The organism is Cobetia sp. BMC6, from assembly GCF_029991385.1.
Taxonomy (GTDB): Bacteria; Pseudomonadota; Gammaproteobacteria; order Pseudomonadales; family Halomonadaceae; genus Cobetia.
The window spans coordinates 37,158-54,294 of the sequence record NZ_JAKUMF010000001.1; the positions used below are offsets into that span (position 1 = coordinate 37,158).

12 protein-coding genes are annotated in these 17,137 nt (G+C 63.6%); 10 read left to right on the plus strand and 2 right to left on the minus strand.

Annotated features, from left to right (window positions below):
- Positions 1-74: 74 nt before the first annotated feature.
- From ampD to MKZ40_RS00215, 8 genes are all read left to right on the plus strand, one after another.
- The gene (gene ampD, locus MKZ40_RS00180; protein ID WP_175089104.1) at positions 75-686 is read left to right on the plus strand and encodes a 1,6-anhydro-N-acetylmuramyl-L-alanine amidase AmpD; all 612 of its coding nucleotides are present in this window, start codon (positions 75-77) and stop codon (positions 684-686) included.
- A 448-nt stretch (positions 687-1,134) separates the two neighbouring features.
- Positions 1,135-3,810, plus strand: a complete 2,676-nt coding sequence (gene aceE, locus MKZ40_RS00185; protein WP_175089105.1) for a pyruvate dehydrogenase (acetyl-transferring), homodimeric type — start codon at positions 1,135-1,137, stop codon at positions 3,808-3,810.
- Positions 3,811-3,915: 105 nt separating this feature from the next.
- Positions 3,916-5,964 carry a pyruvate dehydrogenase complex dihydrolipoyllysine-residue acetyltransferase gene (gene aceF / locus MKZ40_RS00190; protein WP_175089106.1) on the plus strand — a complete coding sequence of 683 codons (2,049 nt, stop codon included), beginning with the start codon at positions 3,916-3,918 and terminating at the stop codon, positions 5,962-5,964.
- 272 nt (positions 5,965-6,236) lie between these two features.
- On the plus strand, positions 6,237-6,998 hold the full coding sequence (locus tag MKZ40_RS00195; RefSeq protein ID WP_175089107.1) for a TerC family protein: 762 nt from the start codon (positions 6,237-6,239) through the stop codon (positions 6,996-6,998).
- A gap of 554 nt (positions 6,999-7,552) precedes the next feature.
- Positions 7,553-8,209 (plus strand): adenylate kinase, encoded by a 657-nt coding sequence (gene adk, locus MKZ40_RS00200; protein ID WP_175089108.1) that lies wholly within the window; start codon positions 7,553-7,555, stop codon positions 8,207-8,209.
- Positions 8,210-8,499: 290 nt separating this feature from the next.
- Positions 8,500-9,195, plus strand: coding sequence for a tRNA (adenosine(37)-N6)-threonylcarbamoyltransferase complex dimerization subunit type 1 TsaB (tsaB, locus tag MKZ40_RS00205; protein ID WP_175089109.1), 696 nt, complete (start codon positions 8,500-8,502; stop codon positions 9,193-9,195).
- A gap of 205 nt (positions 9,196-9,400) precedes the next feature.
- Positions 9,401-10,219, plus strand: a complete 819-nt coding sequence (locus MKZ40_RS00210) for an undecaprenyl-diphosphate phosphatase (protein ID WP_175089110.1) — start codon at positions 9,401-9,403, stop codon at positions 10,217-10,219.
- 296 nt (positions 10,220-10,515) lie between these two features.
- On the plus strand, positions 10,516-11,214 hold the full coding sequence (locus MKZ40_RS00215) for a class I SAM-dependent methyltransferase (RefSeq protein ID WP_254627053.1): 699 nt from the start codon (positions 10,516-10,518) through the stop codon (positions 11,212-11,214).
- Positions 11,215-11,334: 120 nt separating this feature from the next.
- On the opposite strand, the gene plsB is transcribed toward MKZ40_RS00215, so the two are convergent.
- Complete coding sequence (gene plsB, locus MKZ40_RS00220) at positions 11,335-13,959, minus strand: glycerol-3-phosphate 1-O-acyltransferase PlsB (protein ID WP_175089111.1); 2,625 nt, start codon at positions 13,957-13,959, stop codon at positions 11,335-11,337.
- A 289-nt stretch (positions 13,960-14,248) separates the two neighbouring features.
- On the opposite strand from plsB, the gene MKZ40_RS00225 reads away from it, so the two are divergent.
- Positions 14,249-15,370, plus strand: coding sequence for a phosphatidylserine/phosphatidylglycerophosphate/cardiolipin synthase family protein (locus MKZ40_RS00225; RefSeq protein ID WP_175089112.1), 1,122 nt, complete (start codon positions 14,249-14,251; stop codon positions 15,368-15,370).
- Between the two features lie 103 nt (positions 15,371-15,473).
- Here MKZ40_RS00225 and MKZ40_RS00230 read toward each other — a convergent pair whose 3' ends face one another.
- On the minus strand, positions 15,474-16,202 hold the full coding sequence (locus tag MKZ40_RS00230) for a YecA family protein (protein WP_175089113.1): 729 nt from the start codon (positions 16,200-16,202) through the stop codon (positions 15,474-15,476).
- A gap of 181 nt (positions 16,203-16,383) precedes the next feature.
- Between MKZ40_RS00230 and MKZ40_RS00235 the strand changes: the two genes are divergently transcribed.
- A complete protein-coding gene (locus tag MKZ40_RS00235) occupies positions 16,384-17,040 on the plus strand; it encodes a SprT-like domain-containing protein (protein ID WP_175089114.1) in 657 nt (218 codons plus the stop codon).
- The last annotated feature ends 97 nt before the right edge of the window (positions 17,041-17,137 follow it).

The following is a 17,137-nucleotide window of genomic DNA, read 5'->3' on the forward strand; positions in this document are numbered from 1 at the left end:
TGTGCGCCATTATAGGAAAAGCCACGCGAGCGGTCAGTCCCCGCGTGCGACGACCTTCCCGTCTGGAGTCTTCGATGCCCCCCTTGTCCTCTTCCCCGCGGTCGGGCCACCTGACGCGTCTGGCGGTCACCCCCGAGCACTGGCTGGAGAGCGCCCGTCAGGTGCCGTCTCCCAATCACAATGCTCGTCCCGAGGGAGAAGTCTCGGCGCTGGTGCTGCATTCCATCAGCCTGCCGCCCGGACGCTTCGGTGGCCCGGCCATCGAGCAGCTGTTCACTAACCAGCTCGACCCCGGCGCCCATCCCTACTTTGCCGGTATCCATCAGTTGCGTGTCTCGGCGCATGTGCTGATCCAGCGCGACGGTCGCCTGGTACAGTTCGTGCCCTTCGATCGTCGTGCCTGGCACGCCGGTCGCTCGCGCTGGCATGACGGTCAGCGTGAACGTGTCGAGCTCAATGACTTCACCATCGGCATCGAGCTCGAAGGCGATGAGGTGCATCCCTATCGCGATGTCCAGTACCGCACCCTGGCACGCACCGTGGCCGGCCTGATGGCGAGCTATCCCGCGCTGACACGCGAGCGCATCACCTCGCATGCGCGGATTGCGCCGTTGCGCAAGACGGATCCAGGTCCAGCCTTCGATTGGGCTTACTTCGATCGCCTGCTGGGCGGCATTCAGGACTAAGGTCGCAGGCGCCTCGCGATGGTGCGTTGCAGCATCATGCGGCGTCGCCGAGCAGGAAACGCCCAGTGGCGGGGCGCGTTGGTAGTTTTACTACATCACGGCTGTCGAGGGCGGCTCAGTCTGGCGCATGAGTCCCGACCGCAAGGCGCATGAGGCCAGTGCTGCCGCGGGGCAGCCAAGCGTTGCACCTGCCCGATGAGTCTTGCTGCCCTGAATTGGCACGCGGGGGTGTTTGCGGTATCTTTCACGCCAAATGACTGCATCTTGTGCCCTGCTTTGGCGCAGGATGCGCGTCGAGATTGACGGCCGGCAAGACCCGGTCACGACAGGCCTATCGGAGATGCGACCCACTCAGAAGGTCGTGCCCACACTGAAGAGCGCCACTGGTTTCGATATCGCTGTTCGTCGAAACGTTTGACAAAAAATTTCTTCACTCGGAGAGACGTCTATGAGTCTGGAGGCAAGAGAAGATCTCGATCCGATCGAAACCACGGAATGGTTGGACTCCCTGGAATCGGTTCTGGATCGTGAGGGTGAGGATCGTGCCCAGTACCTGATGACACGCCTGGCCGACCGCCTGCGTCGTGATGGCCATCAGGTGCCCTTCTCGGTGACCACGCCCCATCGCAACAGTATCCCCGTGCACCGCGAAGCGCGCATGCCGGGCGACCTGTTCATGGAGCGTCGTATCCGTTCGCTTATCCGTTACAACGCCATCGCTCAGGTGATCCGCAACAACCGTGCCCACAAGGGCCTGGGCGGTCACATCTCGAGCTTCATGTCCAGTGCGACGCTTTACGACGTAGGTTTCAACCACTTCTTCCGTGCACCGGAAGGAGATTTCGAGGGCGATCTGCTCTACATCCAGGGTCACGTGGCGCCGGGCATCTACGCCCGCTCCTTCCTGGAAGGTCGTCTCAGCCAGGAGCAGATGGACAGCTTCCGCCAGGAAGTCGACGGCAACGGCCTGTCTTCCTACCCGCACCCGTGGCTGATGCCGGATTACTGGCAGTTCCCGACCGTCTCCATGGGTCTGGGCCCGATACAGGCGATCTACCAGGCGCACGTCATGAAGTACCTCAACTCGCGTGAGTTGAAGTCCATGTACGACCGCAAGGTGTGGTGCTTCATGGGGGACGGCGAGTGTGACGAGCCGGAATCCCTGGGTGCCATCTCGCTGGCTGGCCGCGAGAATCTCGACAACCTGATCTTCGTCATCAACTGCAACCTGCAGCGTCTTGACGGTCCGGTGCGCGGCAACGGCCGCATCATGGACGAGCTGGAAGGTGTCTTCCGTGGTGCCGACTGGAACGTGCTCAAGGTCACCTGGGGTCGCTTCTGGGATCCGCTCTTCGAACAGGACAAGAAAGGCATCCTGCAGAAGCGCATGGACGAAGCGGTCGATGGCGACTACCAGAACTACAAGGCCAATGGCGGCGCTTACACGCGCGAGCACTTCTTCGGCAAGTACCCGGAGACGGCCGATCTGGTCAAGGACATGTCAGACGACGATATCTGGCGTCTGAACCGTGGTGGCCACGACCCGTACAAGGTCTACGCGGCGTATCACGAGGCGGTCAACAACGCCAACGGTCGTCCGACCGTCATCCTGGCGCACACCGTCAAGGGTTACGGCATGGGCATGGGCGATGGCGAAGCGGCCAACGAAGCCCACCAGGTCAAGACCATGGAACACGAAGCGCTGAAGACATTCCGCGATCGCTTCGGTATCCCGCTGACCGACGAACAGCTCGAGGAAGTGCCGTACTACAAGCCGGCGGACGACAGTCCGGAAATGAAGTACATGCACCTCATGCGCGAACGCCTGAACGGCTACCTGCCGCAGCGTCGCACCGAGTACGAAACGCTGGAAATCCCGCCGCTGGACGACAAGATCTTCGCGTCCCAGCTCAAGGGTTCTAACGGCCGCGAAGTGTCCACCACCATGGCCTTCGTGCGCGTACTCAACGGTCTGGTCAAGCACAAGACCCTCGGCGAGCGTGTCGTGCCGATCATTCCTGACGAAGCGCGTACCTTCGGCATGGAAGGCATGTTCCGTCAGCTGGGTATCTACACCGCGGCAGGCCAGAAGTACGAGCCGGTCGACAAGGGTCAGATCATGTATTACCGCGAGGACCAGAAAGGTCAGGTCCTCGAGGAAGGTATCTCCGAAGCAGGCGCCATGTCTGCGTGGGTGGCGGCGGCGACGTCCTATGCCAACCACAACCTGCCGCTGATGCCGTTCTACGTCTACTACTCGATGTTCGGCTTCCAGCGCATCGGTGATCTGGCGTGGGCCGCAGGCGACCTGCAGGCACGTGGCTTCCTGGTCGGCGGTACTGCCGGTCGTACCACCCTGAACGGTGAAGGTCTGCAGCACCAGGATGGCCACAGCCATATCCTGGCCTCGACCATCCCGAATTGCCGCACCTACGACCCGACCTACGCTCACGAAGTGGCGGTCATCGTGCAGGACGGCATGAAGCGCATGTTCGAGCAGCACGAGCCGGTCTTCTACTACCTGGCGGTGATGAACGAGAACTACGAGCAGCCAGCGCTCGAGACGGTGCCCGCAGAGGACATCATCAAGGGGATGTACCTGCTCAAGGAAGGTGGCAAGGACGGCAAGGCACGCGTTCAGCTGCTGGGTTCCGGCACCATCCTGCGTGAAGTCGAGGCAGCCGCCGAGATGCTCAAGCAGGACTACGGTGTCGATGCCGACATCTGGAGCGTCACCAGCTTCAACGAGCTGCGTCGTGAAGCGCTGGAACTGGATCGTCAGGCCTTCCTCAAGCCGGAAGAGACCCCGGCCAAGCCGCACATCACTCAGTGTCTGGAAGGACGTGACGGCCCGGTCGTGGCTGCCACTGACTACATGAAGCTGTTTGCTGACCAGGTTCGTGCCTGGGTGCCGGCTGACTATCACGTGCTCGGTACCGACGGTTTCGGTCGTTCCGATACCCGCGAGAAGCTGCGTCACTTCTTCGAAGTCGACCGCAACTTCGTCACCGTCCAGGCCCTGAAGGCGCTGGCGGATCGTGGTGAGATCGACCGCAAGGTGGTCGCGGAAGCGATCAAGACCTACGGCATCGACCCCAACAAGCCGAATCCGCTGAACGTCTGAGCGGAGATCGCGGAACAGGCGAGCGGCACTCCCTTTTCGACATCATGATGATGCGAAGGTGATTCGGGTGTCGCTCCCCGTGCACGTTTTGGAAGGAGCACGATCTTGAGCAGCGAAATCATCAAGGTTCCCGACATTGGCGGTAGTTCCGATGTCGAGATCATCGAGATAGCGGTGGCGGTGGGGGATGTCATCTCCGCCGAAGACACCATGATCACTCTTGAGTCCGATAAGGCCAGCATGGATGTGCCGGCTCCGAAGGGCGGCAAGGTGGTGAAGATTCTCGTCAAGGAAGGCGACACCGTCTCCGAAGGCGACGATATCCTGGAGCTGGAAGCCGAGGGCGGTGGTGACACCTCCTCTGACGCTTCTGACGAGCAGGAAGCGCCGAAGGAAGAGGCTCCCAAGCAGGAAGCCTCTGAGCAGCAGGCGCCGAAGGAAGACGCTTCTGCACCGAAGGCAGCTTCCGGTGGCACCCGGACCGTCGACATCGTCGTGCCGGACCTGGGCGACTCCGAGGCCGTGCCGATCATCGAGATGGCCGTCTCCGAGGGCGATGAAGTCGATGCCGAAGATGCGCTGATCACGCTGGAATCCGACAAGGCCAGCATGGACGTCCCGAGCCCGCACAAGGGCAAGATCGTCAAGCTGACCGTCAAGGAGGGCGACAGTGTCTCTTCCGGTGACGTCATCGGTCAGATGGAAATCGCCGGTGAAGGCGGTGACAGCGCGTCTGATTCTGCGCCGGCCGAGCAGGCCTCTGCTTCCGAGTCCGCCTCTGAGGATGCGTCTTCCGAGGCACCGGCTGCTGAAGAAGAGCCGGCCTCCGGTGAGCCGGCCTCCGGTGAGCCGGAGCGCAAGGAATTGCGTGTCCCGGATCTGTCCGGCAGCGACAGCGTGCCGATCATCGAGATGGCCGTGGCCGTCGGTGACGAGGTCAACGAAGAAGACGCGCTGATCACGCTCGAGTCCGACAAGGCGACCATGGACATCCCGAGCCCCTACAAGGGCAAGGTGGTGGAGCTTTCCGTCAAGGAAGGTGACACCGTCTCCGAGGGTGACCTGATCGGTTACATCGAGGTCGCGGGTGCCGCGCCTGCGCCGAAGGCTGCCAAGTCCGAAGCGCCGGCTGCTCCTAAGGCGGGAAAGAGCGAGCAGAAGCCGGCTCCGACACCGGCCGGTGCGCCGAGTCCGGAAGCCCAGATGGCCGCTCACAAGCCGAGCAAGGGTGCCAAGGTCCACGCAGGGCCTGCGGTTCGCCTGCTGGCACGTGAGTTCGGTGTCGACCTGGCGGATGTCTCCGGCAGCGGTCCGAAGGGCCGTGTGGTGAAGGAAGATGTCCAGGCCTACGTCAAGCAGATGATGCAGAAGGCCAAGTCCGCACCGGCAGCCCCTGCCGCGCAGGCCACCGGCGGTGCCGGTATCCCGCAGGTGCCGGATCAGGACTTCAGCCAGTTCGGTGAGATCGAAGAGAAGAAGATGGGCCGCCTGATGAAGGCCGGTGCCACCAATCTGCATCGCAGCTGGCTCAATGTCCCGCACGTGACCCAGTTTGATGAAGCCGACATCACCGAGCTCGAGGCCTTCCGCAAGTCCATGAAGGCCGAGGCGGAAGCGGCAGGTGCCAAGCTCACGCCGCTGCCGTTCATGATCAAGGCGGCGGCTCACGCGCTGGCCAAGTATCCGCAGTTCAACGTCAGCCTCAAGGCCGACGGCGAGACCCTGGTGCACAAGAAGTACGTGCATATCGGTATCGCGGTGGATACGCCGGACGGCCTGATGGTGCCGGTGATCCGCAATGCGGATCAGAAGAGCCTGCTGGAACTGGCCAAGGAATCCGTGGAGCTGGCCAAGAAGGCGCAGACCAAGAAGCTCAAGCGCGAAGAGATGACCGGTGGTTGCTTCACCATCTCGAGCCTTGGCTCCATTGGCGGTACTGCCTTCACACCGATCGTCAACACGCCGGAAGTCGCCATTCTGGGCGTCTCCAAGGCGCAGATGAAGCCGGTGTGGGACGGCGCAGCCTTCCAGCCGCGTCTGATGATGCCGCTGTCACTGTCCTACGATCACCGTGCGGTGAACGGGGCGGATGCCGCGCGCTTCACGGCGTATCTGGCTCAGGTGCTGACCGACGTGCGTCGCATGCTGCTCTGATGACGCCTGTGGCATGAAGCGCGGGTGCCGTGACCTTCCTGGAAGGTGTCGGCATCCGCGTTGACAGGCCTGGCTGACAGGTCTGGCTGAAATAACGGCCTCCTTCGGGAGGCCGTTTTTTTGTGCATGTCCGTTGGCGTGGCAGGGCGGCGACCGCTGTTGCTGCCCTGCTCAACATGCGATGCTTCTCGCCAACCTGCCGCGATCTGCCGCAGCGTGCTGGCACGACCCGGAAAGACGGCCGGTTCTCGCAACACACAAGGAGCAAGACAATGGAATGGTTGATGGACCCTTCGGCATGGGTGGCTCTGGCGACCCTGACCGCGCTCGAGATCGTGCTGGGCATCGACAACATCATCTTCCTGTCGATTCTGGTCGCGCGACTGCCCGAGTCCCAGCGTCAGCGCGGGCGGATGATCGGCTTGGGCCTGGCGATGGGCATGCGTATCGTGCTGTTGATGTCGCTGTCATGGCTGATGTCGCTGACTGCCCCCCTGTTCAGCGTGGCCGACTTCAGCTTCTCTGGACGTGATCTGATTCTGGTCTTCGGGGGCCTGTTCCTGCTCGGCAAGAGCACCCACGAGATCCACGCCAACCTCGAAGGCGAAGACCCCGCCGAAGAGGGGGCGAAGAAGGGCAGCGCCAGCTTCATGGCGATCATGGTCCAGATCGCCTTGATCGATATCGTCTTCTCGCTGGATTCGGTGATCACGGCGGTGGGCATGGTCGATCACCTGATGGTGATGGTCATCGCCATCGTCATCTCGGTGGGCATCATGATGGTGGCTGCCAAGCCCATCGGCGATTTCGTCGATCGTCACCCGACCATCAAGATGCTGGCGCTGTCCTTCCTGATCATGGTCGGCATGATGCTGATGGTCGAAGGCTTCGGTGTTCACGTGCCCAAGGGCTACATCTACGTGGCGATGGCCTTCTCGCTGGCGGTGGAAATGCTCAACATCCGTCTGCGCAGCAAGCGCGCCAAGGCCGTGCGCCTGCGTCGCAGCAGCCAGGAGGAAGACGTGACCGAGTGAGACATTGGCACACCAACGGCTGACATGACTCAGCCTGATCACGCCATGGCGACCGAGCAAGGTGGCCCGGCGTGAGTGGAAAGACGCCCTCTGCGACCGCGTGCCGCAGGGGGCGTTTTCGTGTCATGCCAGCTGTGTATGGCAGGTCGGGAACCGGCGAGGAGGGTGGCAGGCCCTCCCGCGCGCCAAAACAGTGCCAAAGGGCGGCATACGCGCCTTTGGTGTGCTTGTGCCGGCGTCGTGTGAACGGTATCGTCAGCTCTACATTGCATGGCGATGACATAATGAGATCATCCGTGCGCGCCGTCGTTTCGCGCAGCATACATTGATCCGCTGCCCATATTCATCCTGGTCATCGATACGCTCGATGCGTTCGGCCCTCATGAGGTAGTCGAGCGTCTCGACGCCGCGAGTTTCGCCGCTTCACCTCGATCATGTCGACGACCAGAGCGCCTTGGATGGCTATCTGCCGCCGAGGGCAAGGTGCACCAGCGCCAGATGACCCTTTACACCCGTTTGATGCTTTTCATTTGCACACTCAAGGAGCAGTACCGATGCGTTTGATCCTGTTGGGCGCCCCCGGCGCCGGCAAGGGCACCCAGGCCCAGTTCATCTGCGAGCGTTTCAACATCCCGCAGATCTCTACCGGAGATATGCTGCGCGCCGCGGTCAAGGCCGGCAGCGAGCTGGGACTCAAGGTCAAGGAGATCATGAATACCGGCGGACTGGTGTCCGACGAGATCATCATCGCCCTGGTCAAGGAGCGCATCAGCCAGCCCGATTGCGAGAATGGCTTCCTCTTTGACGGCTTCCCGCGCACCATTCCGCAGGCTGACGCCATGAAGGAAGCGGGCGTGAAGCTGGACCACGTGGTCGAGATCGCCGTCGCTGACGAAGAGATCGTCAAGCGTCTGTCCGGTCGTCGTGTGCACCCGGATTCCGGTCGCGTCTACCACATCGAGTACAACCCGCCGCGCGAAGAAGGCAAGGACGACGTCACCGGCGAAGCCCTGATCCAGCGTGAAGACGACCGCGAAGCCACCGTGCGCAATCGTCTGTCCGTCTATCACGAGCAGACGGAACCGCTGGTCGAGTACTACTCCAGCTGGTCTGCCATTGGCGATGCCCAGGCACCGGCCTACCACCGCATCGAAGGCGTCGGCTCCGTCGACGACATTCGTGCCCAGCTGGTCAGCGCGCTGGAGCACTGATTGCCTGGTACGCCTCAGGTGGCTCAGCTGGAACAGACCGGCACGCGCTGGTGAAGCCGGCCGCCTGACGAGAAACGCCCGTAGACATTGTCTGCGGGCGTTTTTTTGTTCTTCGCATACTGGCGCGAATCAGGAATGAGGCGTTGCGGCAGGCCGCTTGACGGCGATGGAGCGGGGGTTGCAGCAGGAGTGACGCCCGCGGCCGACACCAGACGTGGACAGCCTGCGTCTTTTGCTGCCCGCGGGGGACGGGTAGAATCGCGTCACATTTTTCTGACGACGAACCGCCCATGACCACGCTTCTGGCCATTGATGCATCCTCTTCCGCCTGTTCCGTTGCCCTGTGGCAAGACGGCGTTGTTACTGCCGAGCGCTGTGAGGCTCCCCGTCAGCACACCCAGCGCATGATGCCGATGATCGAGACGCTGCTGGCCGCCGCCGATCTGACTCTCAATGACCTCGATGCCCTGGCCTATGGCCACGGACCGGGCTCGTTCACCGGGTTGCGCATCGCCGCCGGCACCATCCAGGGACTCGCCTTCGGTCTCGATGTGCCGGTGATCGGCGTCTCGACGCTGGCGGCCCTGTCACTGCAGGCCCACCGCCTGCATCACGCGCGTTTCGTGCTGCCGATGCTGGATGCACGCATGGGCGAGCTCTACACCGGCGCCTATCGCGTCGTGACGCGCGCTGACGGCGAGATCGCAGTCGAGCAGGTGCTACCCGAGCAGGTCTGTGCTCCGGGCCTGCTGGAGCTGCCTGCGGCGCTGCGCGAACACGACTGGCTGGCGGTCGGCTCGGGGCTGGTGATGCACGACGAGCTGCCCCAGAGCGTGCGTGCCAGCCTGGCACTGCAACTGCCCGAGCCGCAACCGGATGCCGAGGCCATGGTGATGCTGGCCGCCCAGGCGTATGCGCGCGGTGAAGCGGTGTCGGCGGTCGAGGCCCAGCCGGTCTATCTGCGCAACGAGGTGGCATGGCGCTGATGGCACCAGGGATCGCCATCTCGTTGCGTCATCGTGGGTTCAGCCAAGGCTGACATAAGGTTCGCGCATCATCATGTCGCGCCCGACACTCGCGGCGCGGCTTGACGCAAAGCGTTGTTCTGTCACTACGGCACGTGCAGTGCCACAGACGATGTCTGTCGTCCGTGTGGGCCATTGAGGCCCGTCTCTCTTAAAAGGATGTTTCATGGAACTCATGCATGTGGTGGCGTTGGCCGTCATTCAAGGTCTGACGGAATTTCTGCCGATTTCCTCCTCCGCCCACCTGATTCTGCCATCCCAGGTGCTCGGCTGGCCGGACCAGGGGTTGGCATTTGATGTTGCGGTACACGTCGGTACCTTGCTGGCCGTGGTGATGGCCTTCCGCAAGGATGTCGCCAATATTCTCGCTGGCTGGTTTGGCCAGTTCAGTGGCGGCGGCACGCTGGTGGCGCGCCAGACCGAAGACAGCCGTCTGGGCTGGGCAGTGTTGCTGGCGACGCTGCCGGCCGTGATCTTCGGCGGCCTGCTGGGCGATGTGGTGGAAACGGCCGGGCGCTCGATCGCGGTGATCGGTACCACCACCATCGTCTTCGGTCTGCTGCTGTGGTGGGCGGACGTCAAGGGCGCACGCACGCGTGACCTGGCGACGCTGACGCTCAAGGGCGCGCTGATCATCGGCCTGTTCCAGGCACTGGCCCTGATCCCCGGTACCTCGCGTTCGGGCATCACCATCACCGCCGCGCTGCTGCTGGGCTTCGAGCGACAGAGCGCCGCGCGCTTCTCCTTCCTGCTGTCGATTCCGCTGATCGTCGCGGCCGGCCTGCTCAAGGGCCTGGAGCTGATCGAGACCGGCAGTGAAGCCCAGTTGTTCGATGTCACCCTCGGCGTGGTGCTGTCCTTCATCTCCGCGCTGGTGTGCATCAAGCTGTTCCTCAAGGCCATCGACAGCATCGGCATGTTGCCCTTCGTCGTCTACCGTCTGCTGCTGGGCATGATGCTGTTCGGCATGCTGTTGCTGCTGTAAGCCATGCGCGCGATGACGTAAGCTTGTCCCCTGACGGCGTCGCTCTTGCGGCGCCGTCGGCGTTTGTCAGCCTGATCGCATGCCATGCGAGTTTCCCTTTTCCTGCGTTCCCCGTTTATCTTCACCGTTTCTCGTAGAGCCCATCCATGCTGCCACCCGAAGACTCCCTTGCTGCCCATGATGCAGCCGCCGATGCCGCTCCCGTGATCGCCATTGCCCGTTCACGGCTGCAGGCGCGCCCGGAGCTCGCCATGCTGGCGGCACATTTCGGTATCGCGCTGCGGGAAGATGACGAGATGCCGGCGCTCAAGCTTGAGGTGGCGCTGGACGAGCAGGGGGCACCGCGCCTGGTGATCGCCGGAGACGAGCGCGAATACGGCAAGCCGCTGTACGTCGATTTCGTCGCCGGTCGCGCCGATCATCGCCGTCGTTTCGGCGGCGGTCGCAACCAGCTGATCGCACGGGCCTGTGGCCTGAATCGAGGCGCACTGCCAAGCATCGTCGATGCCACCGCAGGACTCGGGCGTGATGCCTTCGTGCTGGCGAGTCTCGGGGCACCGGTATTGATGATCGAGCGCGTGGCGGCCACGGCGGCGATTCTGGTCGATGGCCTGACTCGGGCACAGAGCTGCGCAGATGACGAGATTCGCGAGATCGCGCTGCGCATGCAGGCGCTGCACGGCGATGCCACGCGGGAGCTCGGGGAGCTGGTGACGCAGTGGGACCAGCCGCCTCAGGTGGTGCATCTCGACCCGATGTACCCGCACCGTGACAAGTCGGCACTGGTCAAGAAGGAGATGCGTGTCTTCCGCGCCTTGGCCGGTGATGATGCGGACGCCCCGTCGCTGCTCGAGGCGGCGCTGGAGGTCGCGACGCATCGTGTGGTGGTCAAGCGGCCACGCAAGGCCGAGCCGATCGGCGGGCTCGCGCCGAGTCATGTGGTGGAGGAGAAGACCAGTCGCTACGACGTCTATGTGAAGCAGGCGCTGCGCTGATAGCACTGACGCTTGGCGATGGCGTCAGTGATGTAACTGCCTCCGCCAAACGCACAAGCCCCCGCTCGCGATCTGATCGCGGCGGGGGCTTTTTTGCTCCAGGGACCTCGGCCCATCATCTCATTCGCGCTGAGGGGTGGCGTCGGATGCCTTGCGGTCTGCTGATGCAGTTTCGTCAGCGGTCTCGCTGTCGTCGAGGGCTGGATGCTGCTCCTCGACCATGCCTTCCGCCGGGGCGTCGCTCTCGTTCTCGGTCTCGTTCTCGGCCTCGCTGTCGCGCAGTCGCACATGCTGCAGGCGGTGGCGCAGGGCGGGGTCAAACAGGTCACGGCCGTGCACCTGCAGGTCTTCCAGCGCTTCGCCGAAGCATAGCTGGCCGCTCTCCAGCCAGATGAATTCCAGCTCCAGCAGGGTATCGAGCAGACCACTGAACAGACGCTTGTCGAAGAACTCCGGTGCATTGAGGCCCGACAGCAGGGTCAGGCGTTCGGCCAGGGCGCCGGAATGGCTCTCGAGGGACTCGCGGTCCAGCGTGCCACTGCCGTGCTGCAACAGGGCGGCGATCAACAGATAGCCGCGTTCCAGCGTCGGTTGTACCGGCTGAGCCAGCAGGCGAAGCTGCTCGGAAGGCTCCTGACTGGCCACCGGACGTGACCAGCGCTCCGGGGTGTCGCCAGTCGCCGCTTGATGCTCCAGCAGGCCTTCCTCGCTCATCAGGGTCAGCGTGGCGGCGATATCCGCCTTCAGCTCAGGCGCCTCGGGGACGAACAGCTCGCGCACCAGCAGCGGCCAGGCGGGGCTGATCTGATCTTCCAGTGCCTCGAGGGTGTACTGGGCCGTATTGCGGAAGGCGAAGGCGATCAGCGCCGGCAGCGCCAGCAGGTGCAACACATTGTTGCGATACCAGGTCAGCAGGCTGGCCTGCTCTGGGGTGGCGATCACCAGCTCGCCAAGGCTCTGCGGGCGCAGGGTGACGAGCCCCAGATGCGCGCAGTGGGCGACCCACTCGTCCGGCGTGCCCTCGGGCAGGCTGTGGTCATGGCGGCCCGGCAGCTTGTCGGCGAGGCGCACCAGCATCGCCAGCTGGCGTTGCAGCAGGCTGGCCTCGATGGCGTGGTGGGCGGTGGACAGTAGCACCAGCGCCGTCAGCGAGACCGGGTTGAGCGCCGCGGCGGCATTGATGCGCGTGGCGATTTCATGTCCCAGTTGCGGCACCGCCTGGGTCAGCCATTCTGGGCGGCGCTGATGGCGGCTGGCCTTCCAGTCCGGCGCGGTGTCATCCAGCCATTCGCCCAGCTTGAGCGGCTCGCCGATGTTCAGGTAGACCTTGCCGAAAGGCTGCTTGAGCTGGCCGAGCACGCGGATGAGGTCCAGCGGTGATTCCTTCTTCTTGCTGGCTCCCGACAGCTCGCGCTGATAGCTCAGGCTCTCGAAGACCTTCTCGTAGCCGATATAGACCGGCACGAAGGCCACTTCGCGGCGTGTATCACGCAGGAAGGAGCGCAGGGTCATCGCCAGCATGCCCGGGCGCGGGGGCAGCATGCGGCCGGTGCGTGAGCGGCCACCCTCGATGAAGTACTCCAGTGGATGGCCACGGGTGATCAGCTGGTGCACGTACTCGTCGAAGACGGTGGCGTACAGACGATTGTTGCGGAAGCTTCTGCGCAGGAAGAAGGCGCCGCCACGGCGCAGGATCGGGCCGATGATCGGCATGTCGAGGTTCTTGCCTGCGGCGACGTGGGGCGTCATCAGGCCCTCGTGGAACAGCACGTAGGACAGCAACAGGTAGTCGATATGGCTGCGATGACAGGGCACGTAGATCAGCTCGCAGTCGCCGGCGATGGCCTTGACCTGCGACATGCCGCGTACCTCGACGCCGTCGTAGAGCTTGTGCCACAGCCGCTTGAGGGCATGCGCCAGAAAGCGCTGCACCGGATAGCCCATGTTGGAGGCGATCTCGCGACCATACTGCAGGGCGCGCTTTTCCAGGCGCGCCGGCGCTTGACTCTGCTCGCGTGCCAGCTCGCTGACCACGTCCTGCACGGCGGGTGCCTTCTGCAGGTTGCGAATCATGGTGTGGCGGTGGGAGAGGTCCGGCCCCAGCAGGCGGGTTCGCACGCGACGGAAGTGCACGCGCAACAGGCGCGAGATGCGGCGATGCGCCAGCGCCGAGTCCTGTGGGCCTTCCCTGAGCGCTTCGTGCAGCTTGAGCGGCTGGCCGAAATGCACATCCACCGAGCGCCCATGGACCAGAATCGCGATGGCACGGCGCAGCACGCCCGTCACCCGCCAGCTATCGGCGGAGATGAACTTCCAGAAGCCGAATTCCTTGCCCGGTGCACGCCCCCAGAACACGCTGACCGGCACCAGCTGCACCTCGACATCACTCGGGGCGTCTTCCAGCGCGGCGATCAACTTGGCCAGTCGACGTGACAGCAGGCTCCTGTCGCTGCGCGAGCGCCGTAACAGGCGGAGACGAGAGTGGCTCAGGCGCAGGTCGCCTATGCTCAGAGACAGTGTCGGAGAGGGCAGGCCGCGTGCCTCGCACAGCTGCTCGACCACCAGCTCGTCGGACAATGCCTGGTATGGGAAGACGTAGACCACCGGCAGCGCCGGGTCGAGGTTCAAGGCGCTGTGGTCCAACGCATTGATGTCGGGCTCCACCGCGCGCATTTCCACCCACTTGTCCAGCAGACGGCGACTGACATTGCGCAACGGGCGCAGGACTAAGGTGACTGGCGACATGGTGAGGCTCTCGCAGGTGTGGACAAGGACGGACTACCGGAAACGACAATCTGTCGGCGTTCACGAATAAAGCATCGGGTCGATGAATCAGGGTTGAAGGCGACGTTTTCATGGTCTGGCTGGTAGCGCTCAGCGCGAGCATGATATTGAGCATTATACGCATTCTATCCGCGGACGCCGTGGCAGGGCTCTGTGATGACAGAGCGCACAGTGCCAGCATCTGGCGGTGCATCGTCATGGGCATCGTCATCGGTATCGTGCCGTGCAGGGAAATGACGGGAGGCAAGGCATGCTGGGAATGTGGCGATCAGGCAATCGATTCACCTTGCTGCCGGAAGGCGCGCGTTTTCTGCCCAGCATGCTGGAGGCGGTGGAAACCGCGCGCCATTCCATCCTGCTGGAGCTGTATCTGGCCGAGAGCGGCCACCTCAGTCGTGTACTGATCGATGCTCTGTGTGGTGCGCGCCGCCGCGGCGTGACGGTGCTGGTGCTGCTGGATGGCTTTGGCTCGCTGGGCCTTGAGGAGGCTGACCGTCAGCGCATGATCGAGGCGGATATCCAGCTCAGGATCTACAACCCGCTTTCCTGGTGGCGACTGGGGCGCAACCTGACACGGGACCATCGCAAGCTTTTGGTGGTCGATGGAGAGGTGGGCTTTACCGGCGGCTTCGGGGCGGTGGATGTCTTCGCCGAGGCCTGGTCGGAAGTCGCGATACGCATCGAGGGGCCGTGCATCAGTGACTGGGTGCGCCTGTTCGCACGCGTGTGGGACTCCGCGGCCAGTCGTGGCCATGGCAGTCGGCTGGCGGTACGCAGCATCAATGTGCGTGCGGGCCGGGTCGAGGGCTATCTGGGCATGCGTGGGCGGGTGGTCTGGGGGCATGGTTTCCGCTATCAGGCCATCCGTCATTCCCTGCAGCACCAGGCCAGTAGCTCACGCAAGCGGCTGTGGGTCTGCACGCCATACTTCGTGCCGACCTTCAGCATGCGGCGGCGTCTCAAGCGCGCGGCGCGCCGGGGTGTCGATGTCCGGTTGCTGATCGCCGGTCAGCATCATGATCACCCGGGCGTGCGCTCGGCGGGGCAGCGCTTCTATGCCGGGCTGCTCAAGGCGGGCGTGCGTATCCATGAATTCCAGCCACGCTTTCTGCACGCCAAGTTCTCGCTGGCGGATGACTGGGTGACGCTGGGATCGTGCAACTTCGATCATTGGAGCCTGCAGTGGAATCTGGAGGCCAATCAGGAGGTGCAGGACCATCGCTTCGCCGCCGACGTCGCCACGCTGTTCGAGCATCATTTCGCTCACAGCGTCGAGATCACCCAGGCCGCCTGGCAGCGTCGGCCGCTGATGCAGCGCTGTCGCGAGTGGGGGTATGGCACCCTGGATAGCCTGGTGACGCGGCTACGCTGAGAGGCGCACACGGCCTGGTGAAACGACAACGCCGGATGACCCATGAGGTCGCCCGGCGTTGTCGTTTTCAAGGCTGCATGGCGTTAAGAGCGCCATGGCAGGCTCAGCGCTTCTTGCCGCTGCCCTTGCCGCCGCTCTTGTTGCCACCCTTGCCACTGCCCTTGTTGCCGGCATGCTTGCTGCGCGGAATGCCGGCCGCACCCGGTGCGGCGGACCCCTTGCGACGCGGCGACGGCTTGGGGCTCTCCGGCGGGACACGGTAGAGCAGGTAGAGATCCAGCAGCAGTTCCGGCAGCTGGTTGACGAAGCGCTGGGCACCGATCGGGTCGGCGATCAGCTCACCGATCTCCGGGTCTTCATCCTCGAAGACGCCAGAGATGGCCATGAATGGCAGCAGCAGTTCGGCGGCAGTCTCTTCCTGGGTACCGAACCAGGCCTCCTCGTCCATGAACACGCCTTCCATGAAGCCGGCACACCAGTCTCCGATCGGCGTCTCGACCGGGTCGGCACCGCCCAGCTCCAGCTCGAACAGCAGTTCCGGCAGCACGCCGTGCTCTAGGGCATCGATGGCGTTGGCGCGCATCTGCTCGAACAGGGAGACGACTTCCGCTTCCTGCTGCGGGCTTTCATAGCTTGGCTGCCCCTGGAAGAGTTCCGGCAGCCACAGGCTGGAGGGCACTTCGCGCGGCGCGATGGCCAGTGCCAGCATGAAGCCATGCGCACTGATGATATCGAGAGCTTCCGGGCCGACGATGTCGGACTCGAGGAATTCGTCGAGGATGTCGAGGGATTCATCATCCAGCAGCGGCTGGGTCTGGACAGGCTCGGCCATGGGGGAGTCTCGCGTGCGATAAGGGGAGAAGTCGAACAGTGCCGCCTGGCTACCAGGGTGAATCAAGGGGAACCGGGCAGGCGTGAATGGCGCTAGTGTATCATTTCACGCCCCGAGGAGTGGTACGCTCGCTCATCATCAGCTCATCCGTTCCTTCGCTCTGCTGTCTGGTCTTCGTGTCATGTCATCATCCACTCGTCGTGTCGTCAGTCGTCACCGCTTTCCGCCCGACCATGCTCTGGCCTGCCTGGGGGAGGCCCCCGCCACGCCGCTGCCGCTGGCCGATGCCGCCGCGCTCGAGGCGCTGACGGCACCTGCCCTGCACGCGACGCTGGAGGCGCAGGTGCTGGCATGTCTGGCACGGGCGCGCGCCCTGTTCCCAGAGCTGCGGATGCCGTCAGTCTCCTGCCGCCTCAAGGGGCGCACGGCGGGCACGGCGGATTCGGCGCGCCAGCGGCTGCGCTTCAATTGGCAACTGCTCAGCGAGAATCGCCATCACTTCCTCAGTCAGACCGTCCCTCACGAGGTCGCTCACTGGGTGGTGATGGAGGTGGTCGAGCGCGCCGGCAAGACGCGCGTCAAACCCCATGGCCCCGAGTGGCAGCAGGTGATGACCAATCTCTACGGCGTCCCGCCGGAGGTGACGCATCGCATGGATGTCTCGACTGCCAGCCCGACGCCCTGGGCCTATGGCTGTGGCTGCGATACCGCGCACCATTTCAGCTCGCGACGCCACGCCAATGCCCAGCGCGGACATCGCTATCGCTGTCGGCGCTGTGGCCAGGAGTTGAGCGGGCCCTTGAATGACCCGGCGCGCAATGCGTCGATTGCGCGTTGAGGCGCTTTTCGCTCGCCAGCATGTCATTGCAAAGTGCGAGTCGTGTCAGAAGGTGTCTTTTCAGGCGGTTTCTGTCCTCCGAACGTCGCTGTGACCT

Excerpts from the sequence above, each read along its gene's own strand:
- MKZ40_RS00210 (WP_175089110.1), top strand. The coding sequence starts at position 9,401 with ATGGAACTCATGCATGTGGTGGCGTTGGCCGTCATTCAAGGTCTGACG.
- MKZ40_RS00215 (WP_254627053.1), top strand. The coding sequence starts at position 10,516 with ATGCCGGCGCTCAAGCTTGAGGTGGCGCTGGACGAGCAGGGGGCACCG.
- MKZ40_RS00225 (WP_175089112.1), top strand. The coding sequence starts at position 14,249 with ATGCTGGGAATGTGGCGATCAGGCAATCGATTCACCTTGCTGCCGGAA.
- aceE (WP_175089105.1), top strand. The coding sequence starts at position 1,135 with ATGAGTCTGGAGGCAAGAGAAGATCTCGATCCGATCGAAACCACGGAA.
- adk (WP_175089108.1), top strand. The coding sequence starts at position 7,553 with ATGCGTTTGATCCTGTTGGGCGCCCCCGGCGCCGGCAAGGGCACCCAG.
- plsB (WP_175089111.1), bottom strand. The coding sequence starts at position 13,959 with ATGTCGCCAGTCACCTTAGTCCTGCGCCCGTTGCGCAATGTCAGTCGC.
- MKZ40_RS00230 (WP_175089113.1), bottom strand. The coding sequence starts at position 16,202 with ATGGCCGAGCCTGTCCAGACCCAGCCGCTGCTGGATGATGAATCCCTC.
- MKZ40_RS00195 (WP_175089107.1), top strand. The coding sequence starts at position 6,237 with ATGGAATGGTTGATGGACCCTTCGGCATGGGTGGCTCTGGCGACCCTG.
- ampD (WP_175089104.1), top strand. The coding sequence starts at position 75 with ATGCCCCCCTTGTCCTCTTCCCCGCGGTCGGGCCACCTGACGCGTCTG.
- tsaB (WP_175089109.1), top strand. The coding sequence starts at position 8,500 with ATGACCACGCTTCTGGCCATTGATGCATCCTCTTCCGCCTGTTCCGTT.
- MKZ40_RS00235 (WP_175089114.1), top strand. The coding sequence starts at position 16,384 with ATGTCATCATCCACTCGTCGTGTCGTCAGTCGTCACCGCTTTCCGCCC.